This is a genomic window from Pelosinus fermentans JBW45 (genome assembly GCF_000271665.2).
GTDB lineage: Bacteria > Bacillota > Negativicutes > DSM-13327 > DSM-13327 > Pelosinus > Pelosinus baikalensis.
In genome coordinates this window covers 1,412,049-1,432,031 of sequence record NZ_CP010978.1, presented here as the reverse complement: position 1 = coordinate 1,432,031, position 19,983 = coordinate 1,412,049, and the positions used below count along the sequence as shown (strand labels likewise).

Annotated in this window: 16 protein-coding genes; 4 read left to right on the top strand and 12 right to left on the bottom strand. The window is 37.7% G+C overall.

Annotation, left to right across the window (positions count from 1 at the left end; translation table 11 throughout):
- The first annotated feature begins 149 nt into the window (after positions 1 to 149).
- Entirely contained in the window at positions 150 to 1,439 is a 1,290-nt protein-coding gene (locus JBW_RS05910) for an aminotransferase class I/II-fold pyridoxal phosphate-dependent enzyme (RefSeq protein ID WP_007957118.1), read from the top strand.
- A 308-nt stretch (positions 1,440 to 1,747) separates the two neighbouring features.
- Here the strand turns inward: JBW_RS05910 and JBW_RS05905 are convergent, their stop codons facing one another.
- From JBW_RS05905 to JBW_RS05860, 10 genes are all read right to left on the bottom strand, one after another.
- Complete coding sequence (locus JBW_RS05905) at positions 1,748 to 2,752, bottom strand: asparaginase (protein ID WP_007957120.1); 1,005 nt, start codon at positions 2,750 to 2,752, stop codon at positions 1,748 to 1,750.
- 128 nt (positions 2,753 to 2,880) lie between these two features.
- A complete protein-coding gene (gene nhaC, locus JBW_RS05900) occupies positions 2,881 to 4,293 on the bottom strand; it encodes a Na+/H+ antiporter NhaC (protein WP_007957122.1) in 1,413 nt (470 codons plus the stop codon).
- Positions 4,294 to 4,547: 254 nt separating this feature from the next.
- Positions 4,548 to 5,906: a sigma-54-dependent transcriptional regulator gene (locus JBW_RS05895; RefSeq protein WP_007957124.1), complete on the bottom strand. Its 1,359-nt coding sequence runs from the start codon at positions 5,904 to 5,906 to the stop codon at positions 4,548 to 4,550.
- Complete coding sequence (locus tag JBW_RS05890) at positions 5,893 to 7,929, bottom strand: transporter substrate-binding domain-containing protein (RefSeq protein ID WP_007957126.1); 2,037 nt, start codon at positions 7,927 to 7,929, stop codon at positions 5,893 to 5,895. Before JBW_RS05890 ends, JBW_RS05895 begins: the two co-directional genes overlap by 14 nt.
- A gap of 380 nt (positions 7,930 to 8,309) precedes the next feature.
- Positions 8,310 to 8,630, bottom strand: coding sequence for a carboxymuconolactone decarboxylase family protein (locus JBW_RS05885; protein ID WP_007957128.1), 321 nt, complete (start codon positions 8,628 to 8,630; stop codon positions 8,310 to 8,312).
- Positions 8,631 to 8,691: 61 nt separating this feature from the next.
- The gene (locus tag JBW_RS05880; RefSeq protein WP_007957130.1) at positions 8,692 to 9,603 is read right to left on the bottom strand and encodes a 5'-nucleotidase; all 912 of its coding nucleotides are present in this window, start codon (positions 9,601 to 9,603) and stop codon (positions 8,692 to 8,694) included.
- Positions 9,604 to 9,745: 142 nt separating this feature from the next.
- A complete protein-coding gene (clpB, locus tag JBW_RS05875) occupies positions 9,746 to 12,343 on the bottom strand; it encodes an ATP-dependent chaperone ClpB (protein WP_007957133.1) in 2,598 nt (865 codons plus the stop codon).
- Between the two features lie 40 nt (positions 12,344 to 12,383).
- Positions 12,384 to 13,376 (bottom strand): DnaJ C-terminal domain-containing protein, encoded by a 993-nt coding sequence (locus JBW_RS05870; protein ID WP_007957134.1) that lies wholly within the window; start codon positions 13,374 to 13,376, stop codon positions 12,384 to 12,386.
- Between the two features lie 458 nt (positions 13,377 to 13,834).
- Complete coding sequence (locus tag JBW_RS05865) at positions 13,835 to 14,953, bottom strand: trans-sulfuration enzyme family protein (RefSeq protein ID WP_007957136.1); 1,119 nt, start codon at positions 14,951 to 14,953, stop codon at positions 13,835 to 13,837.
- Between the two features lie 296 nt (positions 14,954 to 15,249).
- Positions 15,250 to 15,732, bottom strand: coding sequence for a CBO0543 family protein (locus JBW_RS05860; protein WP_007957138.1), 483 nt, complete (start codon positions 15,730 to 15,732; stop codon positions 15,250 to 15,252).
- Between the two features lie 191 nt (positions 15,733 to 15,923).
- Here JBW_RS05860 and JBW_RS05855 point away from each other — a divergent pair, with 191 nt between their 5' ends.
- From JBW_RS05855 to JBW_RS05845, 3 genes are all read left to right on the top strand, one after another.
- The gene (locus JBW_RS05855) at positions 15,924 to 16,454 is read left to right on the top strand and encodes a CBO0543 family protein (protein WP_007957140.1); all 531 of its coding nucleotides are present in this window, start codon (positions 15,924 to 15,926) and stop codon (positions 16,452 to 16,454) included.
- A gap of 92 nt (positions 16,455 to 16,546) precedes the next feature.
- Positions 16,547 to 17,293 carry a GNAT family N-acetyltransferase gene (locus tag JBW_RS05850; protein ID WP_007957142.1) on the top strand — a complete coding sequence of 249 codons (747 nt, stop codon included), beginning with the start codon at positions 16,547 to 16,549 and terminating at the stop codon, positions 17,291 to 17,293.
- A 165-nt stretch (positions 17,294 to 17,458) separates the two neighbouring features.
- Positions 17,459 to 18,058 (top strand): nitroreductase family protein, encoded by a 600-nt coding sequence (locus tag JBW_RS05845; protein ID WP_007957144.1) that lies wholly within the window; start codon positions 17,459 to 17,461, stop codon positions 18,056 to 18,058.
- Between the two features lie 137 nt (positions 18,059 to 18,195).
- Here JBW_RS05845 and lpxA read toward each other — a convergent pair whose 3' ends face one another.
- Entirely contained in the window at positions 18,196 to 19,020 is an 825-nt protein-coding gene (lpxA, locus tag JBW_RS05840) for an acyl-ACP--UDP-N-acetylglucosamine O-acyltransferase (RefSeq protein WP_007957148.1), read from the bottom strand.
- Between the two features lie 64 nt (positions 19,021 to 19,084).
- On the bottom strand, positions 19,085 to 19,675 hold the full coding sequence (locus JBW_RS05835; protein ID WP_235334148.1) for a hypothetical protein: 591 nt from the start codon (positions 19,673 to 19,675) through the stop codon (positions 19,085 to 19,087).
- Positions 19,676 to 19,983: the final 308 nt, after the last annotated feature.

Here is a 19,983-nt window from a genome sequence, read left to right as displayed (position 1 = left end):
ATTAGTAAGTTTTTTTTTGCTTTTAGTACAGAAATTATCATTGCCTTTCATAACGTATTCAGAATACATACTATCGTTTTTGTGAAAACCTATTGCCTTTGGCTTACTAATTCCAATATAATGAAAGAATGTGAAGGAGAGATGTAAAAATGAGTAAATTGAAAGACATGAGTAACACAACATTACAAGGCTATTATGCTGAATTATCTAAGAGCTATCAAGATTTTCAGGCTCAAAACCTTAAATTAGATATGTCCCGGGGAAAGCCCTGCACTGAGCAATTAGATCTTTCTGCTGATCTTTTAGATTGCCTTACCAAATCCGATTATAAAGCTTCGAATGGAATTGACTGCCGAAACTATGGCGGAATCGACGGTATTCCCGAAGCAAAGGAACTTTTCTCTTGGATTTTAGATGCAAAACCCGAGGAAATTATCATTGGGGGTAATTCCAGCTTAAACATGATGCATGATTTAATTTCTCGCGCCATGCTGCATGGCTTGCCAGAAAGTGATGTCCCTTGGAGTAAGCTGCCAAAAGTAAAATTCCTCTGTCCCAGTCCTGGTTATGATCGGCATTTTGCCATTTGCCAGCACTTAGGAATTGAAATGATCAGAGTTAACTATCAAGATGATGGGCCGGATATGAACCAAGTTGAAAACTTAGTGGCCTCCGATCCAGCAATCAAAGGCATCTGGTGTGTACCAAAGTATAGTAATCCCACTGGTATTATCTATTCTGATATCGTTGTAAAGCGTTTGGCAGCAATGCCTACAAAAGCACCTGATTTTCGTATTTTTTGGGATAATGCTTATGCAGTACATCATCTCACAGATACCCCTGGCACATTACTTAATATTCTGCAAACCTGCAATACCGCAGGTCATCCTGACCGTGTTTTTGAATTTGCCTCAACATCTAAAGTTAGTTTCCCTGGCGCTGGAATTGCTATGCTGGTCAGTAGTGTTAACAACATTAATTGGCTTAAAAAACAGCTTAATATACAAACCATCGGGCCAGACAAATTAAATCAGCTGCGTCATGTCCGCTTCTTCAAAAATGAAGCTGGCATAAAGGAACATATGGTGCGACATGCAGCCATTATTAAACCTAAATTTAATTTAGTCCTGGATATCTTAGAATCAGAGCTGGGCGGCGAAAATATTGCTTCATGGAGCAAACCGCAAGGCGGCTACTTTATTAGTCTCGACACTCTCCCAGGATGTGCAAAAGAAATAGTAGCAAAAGCTGAAGCTGCCGGCGTCCTACTCACTCCTGCTGGTGCTACCTACCCTTATGGCAAAGATCCCGAAGACAAAAATATTCGTCTTTCTCCTACCTTCCCTCCATTGTCAGAATTAAAACAAGCTATGGAATTGGTTGCACTTTGTGTGAAGCTAGTTAGTGCAGAGCATGAATTGGCTGCTAGAGGACTGTAAATCTCTTTCATTTTAATATGCGTAAATAGTTAAAGGGTCTGTCGCACAAAAATAATGTGGCAGGCCTCTTTTTGTAAAAAAACAATTCCCGGACTTCGAAAAGTCCGGGAAAAGGTGTAAAATTTATTTGATGGTGAATTGCGTAAGTTGCGTAAAGAAAATTCTGAGTTAAAGTACATGCAGATTATGAATCGGCTATTGCTAAAGTACAATTGAAGCACGGGGGACAAAGCTCATTTTAGAATTATCATGAATGTGCAAAAAAACAGGAGTTGCTGGTTTGTTGAAGAGGCAAGGCTGGAACAGATTTATACACTAATATCGCCAAGCACTGGTGTCTCAAAATAGCATTTAATATCATCGATATTTTTGTAATTGCCCAAAGCACACATTAATTTAACTACGCTGGCTTCTATATTCATGTCTCCTGCACAAATAACCGCATTTTTAGCGATTTCTTGTCCTACCTCGTATATGCCTAAATCAATTCCCTCTTCTAGACATTGAGTGGTAATGACGACCGCTACTCCGGCAGCAATGAGTTCTTTCACTTTCGTAAGAATATCATTATTCTCTTGACAAGGTATTCCGCCGATTCCGAAACTTTCAATAATTACCCCTTTATAATGCTCCTTCAAAAAGTCAAGAATATCCGGTTTTATTCCAGGAAACAGCTTAACTACCATCACATCCGTACATATGGAAGTCTGCAAATTGAATGGCTTGCTTGCATCAACCTTTAACATATTGCAAACGTCTTTGCTAAAAGTAATTTTTCCCAGTTTTATTTCGGCAACGTTGGCGCAGTTTATACTTTCAAAGGCATTCATATTACGAGTCCTGATTTTTTTTGCTCTGGTTCCATTGATAATTTTTCCGTCAAAAGCAACAAAAATGCCCGGTATACCTTCAATTGCAAATCGTATAGCATCCGATATATTCTTCTTTGCATCCGTATATAATTCCCCTATTGCAATTTGTGAACCTGTTACAACAACGGTCTTCTTAATATTTTGCAGCATATATGACAATGCCGCTGAAGTATATCCCATTGTATCTGTACCATGAGTTACAACAAACCCATCGTAATCATGATAATTTGCATAAATTGTTTCAGCGATTTTTATCATCAAATGCGGATTCATATTTGTACTATCTATGTTCATAATCAGCATGCCACTGATATCACACATATCCTTTATTTCTGGAACTAAAGCCAATAATCCCTTCGCATCAAACGAGGGAGACAAACCGTGGCCGCTTTCCGAACAGGCAATTGTCCCTCCAGTCGCAATCAACAATATTTTTTTCATACATAACTACTCCTTTTATTAAGAATTCTGCATTAAGCCCTTTAGTGTTGTGTGTTCTACTTGCGAGCAAGTCAATACGTCGAAAGGAATTCAAGCCATTCCAGAATTTATCTTACTCAAGCATGCACTTAAGAGGATACCTTTTGTGCCAGAACTTGCTCTTCATTCTTTTTCCACATGAACAGGCCAGTATAACCACAGAAAATAGTAACTGCGATACAAGCAAAGGTGAGCCACATATATGGCAAATATTGAAGCGTTCCCACACCTAAAATACCGGCCATGAAAATACCATTATCACTCCATGGCACCATACCTGATGTCAAAGTACCGCCAAATTCGGAATTTCTGGAAAGAACCCTTCTGTCATAACCTAATTCATCGTATTTTTCCACCATAATTTTAGGTGTTAAAATTAATGAAACATACATAGCACTACCAAATAAATTACCAAGGAAAGCAACAATAATTGTCATAACTGACAATGAACCGCCTGATTTTATCCCTTTTTCCACTTTTTGGGCAATAACTTTTAATATTCCGATTTTTTCCAAGAGACCGCCAAAACCCAGACCAAAAAGAATGATGCCCACTGACCACAACATAGAACTCATTCCACCACGACTCAAAATATTATCTATGAATACTAAACCAGAATTTTTAGGAATTTGAGCCCAAGCGGTCGTTATTGCTTCAACCGGCGATAAGCCTTGGAAGACTATACCCCAAATAATACCTAAGACCGCACCAAAGGTAATCACGGGAATTGACGGCATTCTCATTACCAGCAACGCAAGGACCACCACCATGGGAATTAAGTTGAGCAAGCTAACATGATACATACTGTTAATAGCATCCATAACCGTATTCACTTTACTTAAATCTACTGTGTTATTTCCAACAACAGTAAATCCGGTAATTGTAAATGCAATAGCTGTAATAATATAGCCTATTAGAGAGATCGGCAACATACCTTTAACGTGATCAATTACATCTAATTCCGTCATAGAAGCGGTTATTATACAACTATCCGATAAAGGCGAGAGCTTGTCTCCGAAGTATGCACCGGATAATACCGCACCTGCTGTTATTGGTGCCGGTACGCCAAGCCCTGCGCCAATTCCCATCATAGCAATTCCTGCGGTACCAGCTGTTCCCCATGAAGTACCTGTTGAAAGTGAAGTAATACTGCAAATAATCAATGTGGCTAATAAGAAGATAGATGGATGAATCAACTTCAATCCGTAATAAATCAGGCTGGGAACAACACCACCCGAAATCCATGTTCCGACAAGAGCACCTACTGCTAAAAGAATAAGCACTGCATTCATACCATTATGAATACCAGCAGTAATTGCTTCTTCCATGTTCTTGTAACTATGACCTACCAATTTGCCAATAAACAGAGCTAAAAACCATCCTGAAAATAATGCCAAATGAATTTCGATCTTGAATGCTTGGCAAGCAAATGCTAAAGCAAGAAAACCACCTAATACGAAAAATGCTTGTCCCAATGATGGTAATTTAATGTTATCCGACATAATTTCTAATCCCCTCTTCTATTCGTTTATATCCCAAAAACCTGCTACGATTTTCATTTCATCTCCTTCCAGCTTCATATAGATATAAAATATATACAAGCAAATTCCATGCCAAAGTCAAATCGCAAAGATTTTGTGCCAATTTTACGACTATTTCGACAAAAAAAGATATATCCTTTTAAAAAAGATATATCTTAGGGAAATAAATTTCCACGCCAATAGGAAATAAATTTCCCATTAGCGTCTGTATATTATTATTTTAGATTATATTCTGTAATTTTATTGAACAACTGTCTTCTAGTTATATCTAATTTTCTTGCCGTTGCCGACATATTATAATCACTCAGTTCAAGGACTTCTGCAATATATCTGGCTTCAAATTCCTTTCTCACATCTTTGAGAGATTTGACTTCGACAATTTCATTGTTACATTGTTCGCCCTTTTTATACTCCGGCAAATCCACTTCTTTTATGATACCATTGCTTGATAAAGCCACTAATCGCTCGATAATGTTTTTTAACTCTCTTATATTTCCCGGATAATCATAAGAGAAAAGAAAATTCATGACTCCCTTTTCTATTTGATTCACTTTCTTTTTAAGTTCAGCTTCCGATCTTTTAAAGAAGAAGTCTATTAAATCCGTCAGATCCTCTTTTCTATCCCTAAGAGGTGGAATTTCTATTGTAATGGTGCTCATTCGATAAAACAAGTCTTCTCTAAATTCACCTTCCAGAATCGACTTGTGCAGGTTCTTATTTGTTGCACAAATAAGCCTAAAATCCACATCAATTGATTTATTACTTCCAATTCTTTCAATTGCTTTTAATTCTATTATCCTTAACAGCTTTACTTGCGTACTAAGAGATATTTCCCCTATTTCATCTAAAAAAAGTGTACCGCCGTGTGCTGCTTCAAATCTTCCTTTTCTTTGCTCTACCGCGCCGGTAAAAGCACCTTTTTCATGACCAAATAGCTCTGATTCAAGTACATTATTGGCTAACGCATGACAGTTGATAGCAATAAAAGATCGTCCTCTCCGGTCACTGCAATGGTGAATATAGTGGGCAAAAACTTCTTTCCCCACGCCAGACTCTCCCAATATCAAAATATTTATATTACTTTGCGCTGCTTTTTCCGCTATATCCAGTACTTTTTTAAATCTCGGATTCTTGGTTTTTAACATAAAGTTAGTATCTATTTGCTGGCTTCGCACCAATTCATTATTATTTTCCAAACCTGTTAGATTTTTGATTTTATCTATCTCTATGAGAAGCTCCTCAGGATCGTGACTCTTTATAAAATATGTAAACGCTCCTTTTTTCATCGCTTCTACTGCATTTTGAACTGTGCCATATCCTGTTACAATAATTACTTCCGTTTCAGGATGCTTTTCTATTATCTGCTCCAAAAGTTCGATTCCACTCATTCCCGGCATAATTAAGTCAGACAATACCAAATTAAAATTTTTCTTTTTTAATTTTTCCAAAGCATCTTTACCGCTGCAGGCCGTCTCTGTAATATATCCTTTACTCTCCAGTATCATCTGAAGAACTTCTCTATATTCTTTTTCATCATCTACTACCAGTATCTTCAAATTGTTATTGCTCTTCATTATTTATATCTTCCCCCTTTAATGGCAGCGTAATATAAAAATCAGTACCTTTCCCCAATTTACTTGAAACTTTAATATCTCCGACAAATTTTTGCACTTCATTATATACAATATATAATCCCAGACCAGTCCCTTGTCCCAGCGGCTTCGTAGTAAAAAAGGGGTTAAAAATATTATCCAGATCCTTTTCATTAATCCCAATTCCAGTGTCTGAACATGAAATAAACAGCGTATCCTGTTTTTTCTCACAGCGAATTGTTAGTACTCCGCCATCAGGCATCGCATCAATGGCATTGGCGATCAGATTAATAAAAATATGCTTTATTGACTCTTGATTTACATAACATATGATGTCCGTGTCACATATAATCTCTTCTTGAATATTTCTTTTGACCATTACTTTATGTTCTAGTTTTATAATACTACTAATACAATCTCTAATGTTGATATTTTCTCTGCTATTACCTGAAATTCTAGAAAAATTAAGTAAATTTTCTATGACATTACTCGCTTTTTCAACAGAAGCTTCGATAACACTAACGGCTTCTTTAGATACATTGTGATTTTTGTTCATATCATTTTTCAGAAGATAGCAATAATTTCGTATTAAGCCCAGCGGATTCCTAATCTCGTGAGCTACCCCTGCTGCCAACTGACCTATGGCCGCCATTTTATTGGAATGCAAAAGCTGCTGTTCAACGACCCTGGAACTTGTAATATCTTTAATCATAATAAGTATCCTATGTGTATTTTTAAAATTATCCTTAAGCGGAAAAGTACTCATTTCATAGATTCTATTTCGATATTTAAACTCATATTGCAAGTTTTTCTCTTCAAGCAGCGTCCTGTTGATTATACAGCTATCACAGTCAGCAGTACATAAGGTTCCAGGAAATTCCCGGCATTTTTTATTAATTATGTCATTTTTGTCATTTTTCATTATGTCACAAAAAGATTTATTGACTTCAACTATGCGGTAATCCTTATTCACGATAATCATCCAATGGATTAAACCATTGAAAGTAGTTTCCAAATCATTTCTACTCATCTCTAACTCTTCAGTTCTTTTTTGTACTTCTTTTTTCAATTGATAATTCCATGTATAGAACAGGAAAAAGCTCATAAGTATTACAATACTAAATATTCCAACACTTAAACCGAGTTTTTCCAATATCTTTTGTTTTATAAAAGGTGCCGATATGCCAAACCATTTTTGCTGTATCTTTGCCATCGTATTTTTCCGGTTCAGATTATAAATCCCTTTATTGATTATATTAAGAAGAATTTTTTCCGACTTGGGAACTGCTAAAACACATTCCTTTTCGTAAATGGGATTCTCAAGGATTTTAAATTCATTTTCTAAATTCAATTTATCAATCAGCCAGCTGATTACCGGTTCGTCCCCTACTACCGCGCTTACTTTTCCTTCTTTTAAACGCATAATTGCCCCATAGTAATCCGGTGCATATACATAATCAATATTATCAACCTTTGAATTTAGAAATTCACAAACATAATCTCCTTCCTGAGCCGCCACCGTCTTATTCTGCAAATCATTATAGTGACTAATTTCCTGATTATCCCTAGCCACCAAAATAATAGATTTTTCATTATATATAGGCTCGGAAAAAAGATAATACTTTGCCCTTTCTTCGGAAGGATACATATCAGAAATGTCTGTTTCCCCTTTTGCCAGACTATCTAAGGCTTGATTCCAAACCAACGGCTTAACCTTTATTTCTTTCTCCAATTCGATAGATAAAGCTCTGATATAATCTATAACAATACCTTGATATTGCTTACTTTCTTCATCCATATATCTTAATGGCGGCGCATTGTTGTCAGATCCATAGATAATATCCCCATGTTGATCCAGCCACTCCCGTTCCTCCCTGGTAAGCTCATTGGATTTCCCGAAAGACTCAAGCAAATTAACATTATATTCAATTTCCCAAAAGCTATTAATAACTCCCAATACAAGCAGAATTATTAATATAATAGTATAAACTAATTTCTTATGCATAAAATAAGATTTCCCTCCTAACACATTCCTTTTAAAATTTACCGTATAAACAAAAAACTCCTGACTGAAAGGGACAGGATCCTTGTCTCAAGATACACTAAACTTTTCGGTCAAGGGGGAAATAATGCCCAGCAGTGTCGAAGTTAATGTTAAGGCGTTAAGGACGATAAATACAATGAAAAAGATGTTACTTCTAGCGAAATGGTTCTAGCAGCACAAATCGGCTATTGCTAAAGGGGGCAGGGAGGGGTTCCTTAATCCAAGACAAGCTAGTAGCTTGGTTTTTGCAAGGGAAAAACTGTCGTTAGCGATATAATTATATCGCTAATGCGACAGCCCCTTTCACCTATGTTCGGTAATGCAGCTAACCTATGGTTATCTTATTCATTATCATAAGCGCTCAAAGCTATTGGTAAGGATTGGATCACAACATTTCCTGCTGCTGGCAGTCCCACTAGAATAGCACTTATGACTTCTTCTCTGGTCGCTCCTACTGCTTTCGCTTGTTTTACATGAAAAGGCAGTCCGCCTTCCAATCTTAATACTGCTAATACAGATAGATAGGAAAGAGTTTCTGTTTTCTTATCTAGCTGACTTGCCTCACCCCACTTTTTCACCGTCTCCATCCAGACCTTTTGATGTTCTGGAGCCTCCGTTAAAAAAGTCTGAAAGGCATTACTTATTAACAATTTGTCACTCATTTTTCGTCCCCCTATACAATGCATTTCCTTGGAGTGGCTTCTTTTTTTATGTTCCTAATAATCAGTAACTGTTTGTTACACCGCTTGGTACATGCCCTGTTGGTACTACTTTTGAAGCATTAATGCAGTAAGTATGTTGATCATCAAAAAAGATATGGGGGTTAAAGCTTTCTAAAATGGCTGCTTTATCCAATCCTCCTAAAAAGAAAGCTTCATCCACTGTAATTCCCCATGACCGCAATGTCTTGATTGCTCTTTTGTGGGCTGGCGCATTTCGTGCTGTCACAAGTGCTGTTCGTATTGTCTTCTTCTCCTTATCTTTATAAGCCTTCTGTACATTATTTAAGGCCGTTAAAAAAGACATAAAAGGACCAGGCAGCAGCGGTATTTCACTTTTTTCCGCTTCATGTTTTTTGAATTCTTCTAAACCCATCTGCTGATATATTTTTTCCGCTTCATCACTAAATATAACCGCATCACCATCAAATGCAATGCGAATTTCCTCCATATCGTCCTCTTGCTTTACATAGGTTCCTGCATAAATAGTAGCACTAGCATGCCCATTTTGAAGAGCAAGTGATACATCCTCGGGATTAGCAGATAAAAATAAATCGGCTTTAAAGGCTTTTAAATACTTATATGGCGACCGCCCCCTAGTAAATGCAGCCCTGGTAATATCCAATTTATGCTGCTCTATGGAATTAAAAACTCTCAAGCCAGTATTTGGATCATTTTTGGAAATCAGAATAATTTCTACCATAGGTTCTCCCGTTTCAGGATCTCGCAGCTTCAGCAGCCGTTTTATTAATGGAAACGCCACTCCATGGTTCAGCAGCTCATTTTCATGTTCAATCTGATATTTTGTGTACTGTTCTTCTCCTTCTTCTTCAAAAATTTTATTACTGGCATCTAAGTCAAAAAGAGCACGTGAAGAAATGGCAATTACTAACTTTCCATCTAATGTAACTGGCATGTACAGTCCTCCTATTTGGATAATGTCTTTCATACTCATTCTATTTACCATAAAATAATAAACTCCTGCAGAACGTGAACTGCCCTTTGTCAAGTCAATGTCATTAAGGGAGCATATCAACGCTTTGCAGGAGTTTATTATTTTAAAGACTTACAGCATCTACTACCGGGGATAAGATGATTGTGCCGTCTTGCGCTTTTAGTTTAACGGTATTGCCTTCCATGATTTCACCACGGACTATTTTTTTGCTTAACTCTGTTTCGATAGACCTGCTAATCTGGCGGCGTAGTGGCCGAGCACCAAATGCAGAATCGTACCCTTTCTTGGATAGTAATGTTAAAACCGCCTCATCCCAAACCAAGGTAATATTCATCTGCTTTTGCAAACGTTTATTCAAGTTTTCCAATAGGATTCCGGCAATTTTACTAACTTGCTGCTCTGTCAGGGCATTAAAAACAATAATATCGTCAATGCGATTCAAGAATTCAGGTCTGAAATGAGACTTGAGCATGCTAAGAACTTTTTCTTTAGCCCTCTCAAACTCATTTTGTAAAATTTCAGCCGATCCTAAGTTGGATGTCATAATAACAACTGTATTTTTAAAATTGACGGTTCTGCCTTTTCCATCTGTTAGTCGTCCATCGTCTAATATTTGCAGCAGAACATTAAATACGTCACTATGAGCCTTTTCAATCTCGTCCAGCAAAATTACGCTGTAAGGGCGACGACGTACCGCTTCTGTTAATTGTCCTCCTTCATCATGACCAACATAACCTGGAGGAGCACCAATTAAGCGAGCGACGGTATGCTTCTCCATATATTCACTCATGTCTACACGAATCATGCTGCGCTCATCATCGAATAATACTTCTGCCAGGGTTTTTGCCAATTCCGTTTTACCAACCCCTGTTGGACCGAGGAAGATGAAGGAGCCAATTGGACGGTTCGGATCTTTCACTCCTGCCCGCGCTCTGATGATGGCTTCACTGACAGCCTGCACAGCATCCTCTTGACCTACCACTCTTGTATGCAAAATGCTTTCTAAATTAGCCAGTTTTTCTCGTTCTCCCGCTAACATACGGTTAACCGGAATACCAGTCCAGCGGCTAACGATCTTAGCTATGTCATCTTCACCGACTTCTTCTTTTAACAGGACTTTATCATTGTGTTTTTTGCTTAGTAATTCATCTTCGTTTTTTAACCGTGCTTCTAACTCTGGCAGCTTACCGTATTTGAGCTCTGCCAAATGAGTAAGGTCATAAGCCCTTTCCGCAGTCTCCATCTCGGCTTTGACAGATTCAATTTCCTTTTTCAAACCACGCAGGCGCAGTATAGCTTCCTTTTCTCCCTGCCATTGGACTTTCAGCACATCTGTTTCTTGACGCAGGTTTTTTAGTTCCTCTTGAATCGTATTTAGTTTCTCCAAGGAAGAAACATCACTCTCTTTTTTAAGAGCCTGTTCTTCAATTTCAAGCTGCATCACCCGGCGCAAAATCTCATCTAGCTCACTGGGCATCGAATCAATTTCTGTACGTAATTTCGCACCAGCCTCATCTACCAAGTCAATCGCTTTATCAGGCAAGAAGCGATCGGAGATATACCGGTCTGACAGTACAGCTGCCGACACCAGAGCACTATCCTTGATTCGAACGCCATGATGAATTTCATAACGCTCCTTTAAGCCTCTTAATATGGAAATCGTATCCTCTACTGTAGGCTGATCCACAAGAACCGGTTGGAAACGACGCTCCAAAGCAGCATCTTTTTCGATATGTTTACGATATTCATTCAAAGTGGTAGCACCAATACAACGAAGTTCACCTCTTGCAAGCATGGGTTTTAAAATATTGCCAGCATCCATAGCTCCTTCCGCAGCACCAGCTCCCACTACCGTATGAAGTTCATCAATGAACAAGAGAATTTTTCCCTCTGATTTAACAATTTCATTTAAAACATTTTTCAAGCGTTCCTCAAATTCACCTCGATATTTGGCACCAGCCACTAAAGAACTAAGATCTAAGGAATACAAGCTTTTATTCTTCAAAGTTTCTGGTACATCCCCAGCTACAATGCGCCTAGCTAACCCTTCTACAATCGCTGTCTTTCCAACCCCAGGTTCACCAATCAGCACAGGATTATTCTTGGTACGGCGAGATAGTATTTCTATTGCTCTGCGAATTTCTTCATCTCGACCAATAACAGGATCTAATTTCCCCTGTTTAGCCATTTCGGTCAAATCCCGCCCATATTTTGACAATGCCTGGTATCCTTCTTCAGGATTGTCGTTGGTAATCCGCTGTCCTTGACGATATTCCTTTACAATCTGTTGAATGCGACTGCGATGCAGCCCAAATTCCCTGCAGACTTCCACCACATCACTATCACCATCTTCTACAACAGCTAGTAATAAATGTTCTGTACTGATAAATTGATCTTTCATACCTGATGCAATTTTTTCCGCTAAACCCAGCACCCGAATCATTGCCGTATTCATTCGCAGACTGCCCTCTTGACCGCGAACGGAAGGCTGATTCGTGATTAATTTCTCTACCTTGGTCTTTAAGAGTTTAACATCAATTTGTGATTGAGCTAAAATTTGCCCAATCATGCCATCTTCTTCTTTGACTAGTGCTAATAATAAATGCCTGGTACTTACTTCTTGTTGGTAATGCAGCGCAGTTAATTGCTGCGCTTCTGAAAGGGCAGCTAATGCCTTTTGTGTGTATTGATCTTGATTCATACTATTTACCTCCTCTATATAACGAACATAACAGCCTTAATCATATTTTTTTGTGGCGCAGGGCATAAATCTGTTTATAAAGTTTCATTTCTTCCGTCTTTTGATTCCACGGAATATCAATCTGAATTTTTATATACAAATCCCCCAAAGTTGCATTTTTCTTAAATCCTCTATCTTTTAAACGAAGTTTCTGACCAGAACGAGTTCCTGGCTGAATCTTCACTTCAACTATCCCCGATGGAGTATGCACGGAAACCAGATCCCCTAAAACAGCTTGTTCCGGATAAATCGTCAAATCGCCCTCTAAGTCAATCTGGTTGATAACACGCCAATTAGACTGAGGTTTCATCTCTGCATGAAGATACAAATCACCATTTGCACCATTATTAGAACCTTTGCCCCCCATTCCTTTTAGACGCAACACAGTGCCAGGATAAGACTTACCAGGAATTTTCACCTTTAGCTTTTTATGTTCTTCCGTGACTCCTGCCCCCTTACAGGTACTGCATACGCCCCTGCTGGTAAAGCGCTGCCCTTCACAGGCAGCACAAATGACTGGTACATGAATTTGAATTTCTTTCTCTGCTCCCGCCATCAGTTCCTCCACTGTCAGGCTGATTGTGGCTTCCACATCGTCCCCTTCATATCTAGGCTGCCTTGCCTGATAACTTCTCCCATAACCATCTCGCTGGCTAGAAAACTCCTGCCCAAAAATGGAGGAGAAAAAATCGCTGAAACCAAAGCCATCCATATGATACGTCTGATACCCAGAAGCATTGGGTGGCGGCTGAAATTCTTGACCCATCCGCCAGTTTTCTCCTAATTTATCATACTTTTCCCGATTGGAAGCATCACCTAATACCTCATATGCCTCATTGATTTCTTTAAACTTTTCTTCTGCCTCTTTCTTTTCCTTCCCTTTTTGCACATCAGGATGATATTGTCTGGCTAGTTTTCGATATGCCGTTTTAATTTCTTTATCAGTGGCGGCCTTTGGCACACCTAAAACTTCATAATAGTCAATAAATTTCATACCTTTCACCTACCTTCTTCAATAGCTGCAGATTTATTTCTTACAGCTGTTTTATCAAATTTTGCATCAATACTGTCATTTTTATACTTCCTTGTATTTGGGGCGATAGAATTTGATCTTAATCCGAGAATAAGGTGCTGCTAACATAATATTAACCATCTTCTCTACTAATATTTTACCAATTTCTCTTATTAAAAGTCAATGTTTTTATTTGACTATTTGACTTTTAATTTTATAAATATATTATCTTACACTTTTTTATAAGTTTACATTTTCAGCGGATTAGCTCGATTGCTCACCAGACCTCTACAGATACCAATGTATAGAGTTATAAAAAAAGCAATGAACCACAAAGGCACAATGCCGCTGATGCGGCATTGTGCCTTTGTGGTTCGATTCGTTTTATATGTTTTAAAGAAAGAGCCACATTTTTCTTAGTTGCTCTTTCGTGAATCATTTTACTCTAATGCATCATTCAGATCGGCAATTAGATCATCTATATTTTCCAATCCTACTGAGAACCGCAGTAAATTATCAGGAGTTTTACTCTGGGGTCCTTCAATGGAAGCCCGGTGCTCAATAAGACTTTCTACTCCACCAAGGCTTGTTGCCCTTTGAATGATCTTTAACCGTCCGATAAATGCCAAAGCATCTTCTCTATTACCTCGAACTTGAAAGGATAGCATACCACCAAATTGGCTCATCTGCCGCAATACAATATCATGTCCTGGATGATCGACTAGCCCTGGATAATATACTTTTTCGATTCTAGGATGTTTTTGTAAAAAGTTGGCGATCTCTAAGGCATTCTCCGAATGATTTTTCATACGGCAGCTTAAGGTCTGAATGCCCCGCAATACTAGCCAGCAATCAAAGGGTGCCGGAACTGCTCCGCCGATTTGCTGCAGCATGCGAATTTTATCAAAAAAAGCATCCTTTACTTTACTGATTACAGCACCACCCAAAACATCACTGTGTCCACCGAAATATTTAGTCGTAGAATGGACAACAATATCAGCTCCCAATTCCAAAGGTCTCTGCAGTATAGGCGTCGGCCAAGTATTATCACAAACACAAAGGGCTCCTGCTTCATGAGCGATGGCTGATAAAGCAGAGATATCGGTTATCTTTAACAAAGGATTTGATGGAGTTTCCAAATAGATAATTTTAGTATTCGCTTTGATCACTGTCCGAACTTGAGAGAAATCATTTACATCCACATAACTTACTTGTAGTCCCCACGGTTCCAAAATATCTCGTAATATACGCGTAGTTCCATGATATAAGTCCTGGGATACGACGACATGATCTCCAGGAAGCAACGCTTGAAATACATTTAAGATCGCTGCTAAACCAGAGGAAAATGCAGCAGCTCCTTCTCCCCCTTCTAAACCACACAAACACTTTTCCAAAGCATCTCGATTCGGATTACTCAAACGACTGTAAACATGACCACGAGGATAGCTGCCATCTGCGTCACGTTCAAAGGTTGTCGACAAATGTATCGGAGGTGCTATTGCACCTGTCTCTTGATCTATTTCATGCCCAAGATGAATTGCTTTTGTTTCAATTTTCATATCCCATCCCCCTCGTATATTGTTTAAAATCATTTTTATAACATCTTATTGAATAAAGAAAAAGGTTAAAGCCGGTTTAATCCGTACTTTAGCCTTCATAGTTCTGATCAGCTATTTCATTCCTCGTCATTGAGATAAAATGTTCCTATGCTGTTATGGAATACTCTACGATCTCATTACTTATATGACAGTAGTTTATCACTTATCAAAAGGACTGTCTACCAATATATAAACAATCGCCTAGAGATTTGTTACTCGAATCTCATTTATGTTTTTTGTTGAAGCAATTGGAATTGTTATTTACACCCAAAATAATTACAGCCCCAACGAAAAAAAGCAATAAAAGCTCTTGAACATAAAAATGTAATCATGATCGTATAAAAACTAGTAAACCAGCTCCAATCTAAATATTCAATCAGCTCAGTATATAATTCAATAGGATATTCGATGGCAGTAATGACTGCACTAAATATCGCTGCATAATAAATGATCGGCCATAAGCCTCGTTTTCTTGTAACTTGATTATATAAAATACATGCAGTGGGAAATACCCATAATTCAAACAAGATGCTTGTGTTATAGTAATGCGGCAGCAACCGAATAGGATAGTCCAATAACTTTAAATTCACAACTGGACTCCCCCAGGCAAAGTCAATAACGGATTTAAAGAGAAAAACAACAACCCAATCTCGAAAATATCGCCAATCGACGACGAAGATCAACAACAACAATGTAATTACTGCCGCGACTATGGTAATAATCGTCTCTACACTAAACATTTTTTTCGTATCCCTCACTGTTCATAGAGTTGAGTCTTTAAGATTATTATTCTGTACAATTTACCTTAATTTATCCTTCAACTCTCCCTCACCCTCTCCGGGCTCATTATTTTTTCTTAATGCATTAGGGATTAGTACATGCAGGAGTTACATACACTATTATATAAGTAATATAATAAGGTGGATGCTAAATGATAGAGTTGTTTATTTTCAGGTTTTTATTAGTATGTGCTTTTATCATCGGCGTTTATCGCTTTGGAGATTGGAAAAATCTTCAAAGCTATTATCCTACTATGCTTTTTGTCATGGTTGTGAATTTAAGCTCCTGCCTATTGACGTATCATCATGTTTTATGGGGGTTTGGTCCAGACTTTTTTGTAACAACATCTACTGTCGTTGAACTACTTAACTCTTATATTGCTCTACCGGCTACGGTATTTATTTTCTTATCCCGTTTTCCTTCATCTGAAAGGCTGCTTCAATATGCTTACTTTGCCTTATGGATTTTCATTTTTAGTACCATTGAATTGATCGATTACACATTAGGAGGAATCTCCTATCAAAATGGCTGGTCGTGGCGTATATCAACCCTGTTTGATTTTGCTCTTTTTTCTATTGTAAAAATTCATCATTCAAAACCCGTCTTGGCCTGGTCTATCACATTCTTGTTAGCAGCAATCATATTATTTTTATTCGATTTTCATACAGCTGAAATGAAATAGCCTATTTTTTTCAGCCTTACTCGAAATGGAAAAGGTTTTTCAAGTACGATGGTAAATATATTAAACAAGGATTTTAATTTTGGAGCGTTATTATGAAGATCATAGATATAACGAATGATACAATACATAAAGAGCATATATGCTGCTGCCTATCTGATAAACAATCAGAATCCGGTGTACGTCTCAAAAAGGAATGGCTCAGCAATCAGTTTTTGGAAGGCTTAAAGTTCAAGCGCCTCAATGAGCGAGGTAAAGTGTTTATTGAGTATCTTCCAGCCGAAAATGCCTGGGTTCCCATTCATGCCCCTGGCTATATGATCATTAATTGCCACTGGGTGGCTGGCAGGTTTAAGGGACAAGGCTGGGGGAAAAAACTATTAGAAGAATGTGAAAAAGATGCTAAAAGCATGCATGGCATTGCCATCATTTCTAGTAATAAGAAAAAACCCTATTTATCCGATAAAAAATTCTTATTAAAAAGTGGTTTTGAAGTATGTGATACAGCACCTCCCTACTTTGAGTTATTGGCAAAAAGGTTTCATTCGACATCTCCTATCCCCTATTTTCGTGACAATGCCAAAACCCTTAGAGTTGACTTGGGCCCTGGTTTAGACATCTATTACACAGCCCAATGCCCTTTTTCTGTGAATTACGCTCAAGAAGCTCTTTTATGTTCTAAGGATTCTCCCGTACCCATTCGAGTTCATCAAATTACCAGAAAAGAAGAAGCTCAAGATCATACTTGCCCAATAACAAGTTATAGTGTTTTTTTAAATGGTAAATTTATAACTCATGAAATATTAAATAAAGCTAAAATTCTAAAATTGCTAGCGAATTAAAGAAAAATCATAAAATTTTTGGTAAAATGCTGCATAAGCCGTATCTTTTTCGAAAAAACTTTGACTAATAATATAAAGAAGCATTAAACAATTATTTTAGGCGGTTTCTATACAAGCCTGCTTAGAAATATAAAAAATCAAAAATGTAAAGATGAGGTGTCAATCATGTCCAAAGATTTTTATGCCGCTTTAAAAGCAAGACGTTCGATTTATGGTATTAGTAAAGAAGAAATTGTATCCTATGAAAAGATACAAGAAATCATTGAAGCTGCTGTAAAGCATACTCCATCTGCATTTAATTCACAAAGTGCTAGAATACTCCTATTATTAGGAAAGCAGCACGATACATTGTGGGATATTACCAAAGAAGCTCTTAGAAAGATTGTTCCGGAAAATGCATTCGCTCCTACGGAAGAAAAGATAAATTCTTTTAAAAGCGGATATGGTACGGTGTTATTTTTCGAAGATGAAACTGTAATTAAAGATCTCCAAACTCAATTTGCACTTTATAAAGACAACTTCCCTATTTGGTCACATCATGCTTCCGGCATGGTACAATTGGTTGTGTGGACTGGATTAGAAGCAGAAGGACTCGGCGCTTCTCTGCAGCATTACGGTGCTCTGATCGAAGAGCAAGTCATTCAAAAGTGGAATGTTCCAACAACATGGAAATTGATTGCACAGCTTCCTTTTGGAAAACCAACTGCAGATCCTGGTGAAAAAGAATTTAAGCCATTAGACGAACGCATTAAAGTGTTTAAATAAGAAAAGGTAAAAGCAGATCGATTCCCTACTAGGGTCGATCTGCTTTTTTATTGCTCATCCATTGAATGTATGGTTTGTGTGAAGGATTAATTCCTCATACAGCGAATTACTGATAGTGCCTCGTACGCCATGCCTTCTTAACGCTTGTGTCTGGACACCTTTTGACATATTTCACTTTTCGAATTACGTAAAAATGTTATGAAGGATTCCAGCTCCTCCGACTTCGGCAGTTCCTGCTCCATTGCATCTAATGCTTGTTCCATGCTTAGTCCCGAATAATATAATAATTTATAAGCACGCTTCAGCGCTTTGCGGGTATCTTCCTCAACGCCCCCACGAACCATTCCAATTTTATTGAGACCTGCTACTTGAGCGAGATTTCCATCCACCATGATATACGGAGGTACATCTTGTACCACTTTAGAAAAACCACCAACCATAGCATTTCGTCCTATTTTTACAAACCGATGAATTTCCGCGAAACCGCCAATAGTAACTCGATCTTCCACCACTACATGACCAGCTAGATTAACAGCATTGGACATCACTACATGGTTGCCAATCACACAATTATGAGCTACATGACTATATGCCAACAGCAGGCAATTAGAACCGATTTGTGTTTTTCTCCCCTTGCCGATCCCTCTGTTAATGGTTACAAACTCTCTAATATGGGTATGATCTCCAATCCTCACATAACCTTTTTCACCAATGAATTTTTTATCCTGTGGATCCGATCCAATGGATGCACCTGCATGAATCCTGCAATTTCTGCCAATGCTTGTCCAGTCATCAATCACTGCATTTGCTCCTATTTTAGTACCTTCTCCTATGCTGACATGGTTTCCAATGATCGCACAAGGTCCAATCTCAACGTCTTTGCCAAGTTTAGCATTCGGAGAAAGTACTGCCGTTGCATGTATCTTATTCAGAACCAGTATCTTAGCTTGATTTTGTCTCACACTCAATGCACCGCCTTATCAAGATAATGGACCAATGAAAAATCTAAGCCTTCTATACTATATGCTATAAATTCATTAAATTAAGTGATTGATTCCATTTTTTCCACGCTGATCGCTGGGTCGTTGTTAACTTACCAGTTATAAGATTTATCGCATTTACGCGTTTTAATTTTTGCCTTCTCTGTTCCCATGAGAGAGAGGTATCAGAAACAACAGACCATACTCGCTGCTGGGATTTTATCAATGACTTAACAATATCAGTTTGCTGATTTTCCGTAAGATCCAATTGTAACATCATCATCGTATATTGTTCTGTAAGCTGTTGGCTTTCCTCCAATTGATTTTCAAAAATTTCTCGGTCTTTTAAAGGCAGCACTTGTGTAATTTTACTGCCTGCATCCATGCGAATCTCTTTCATTTGGCTTAAGGAATCCGCATAGTTGTATAAATCATCAAATTTATATAGGTCATCAACCATTTTTTGTTTTCCTCGTACAGCTCTCATCTGCTTGTCTGCATCTAGAATAATTCCATCAATTTGCTCTCTTTGTTCTTTGGAAAGATTCAGGTTTATCCATAGCGCTTCCTGATACATATCCGCTACACCAATTTGAGCGGAACAAATCCCAAAGCCAAATATAATTTCAAAAAACATAATACAACATATAAATGTTTTAGCTATATGCAACACCCTGCACTCCTTCATCCATTTTCTTCTTGTCATATGATGCCTTCATCGTCTCCTTCTTATATGGGACAAGTTTAGACGTACTAATAATATTGATTTTATCGTATCTGTCTTTTTTTTTTCATTGAAAGTCTATATATTTATTAAAATTTTCTTTTTTTTACAATTTAATTGCTATTATAGGAATAATAATCCACTTAATGTCGAATAATCTCATTTTTTATGAAAATATCAAATCCAATTCAAACATTCTTTTTTTAAAATAGAAAAATAAT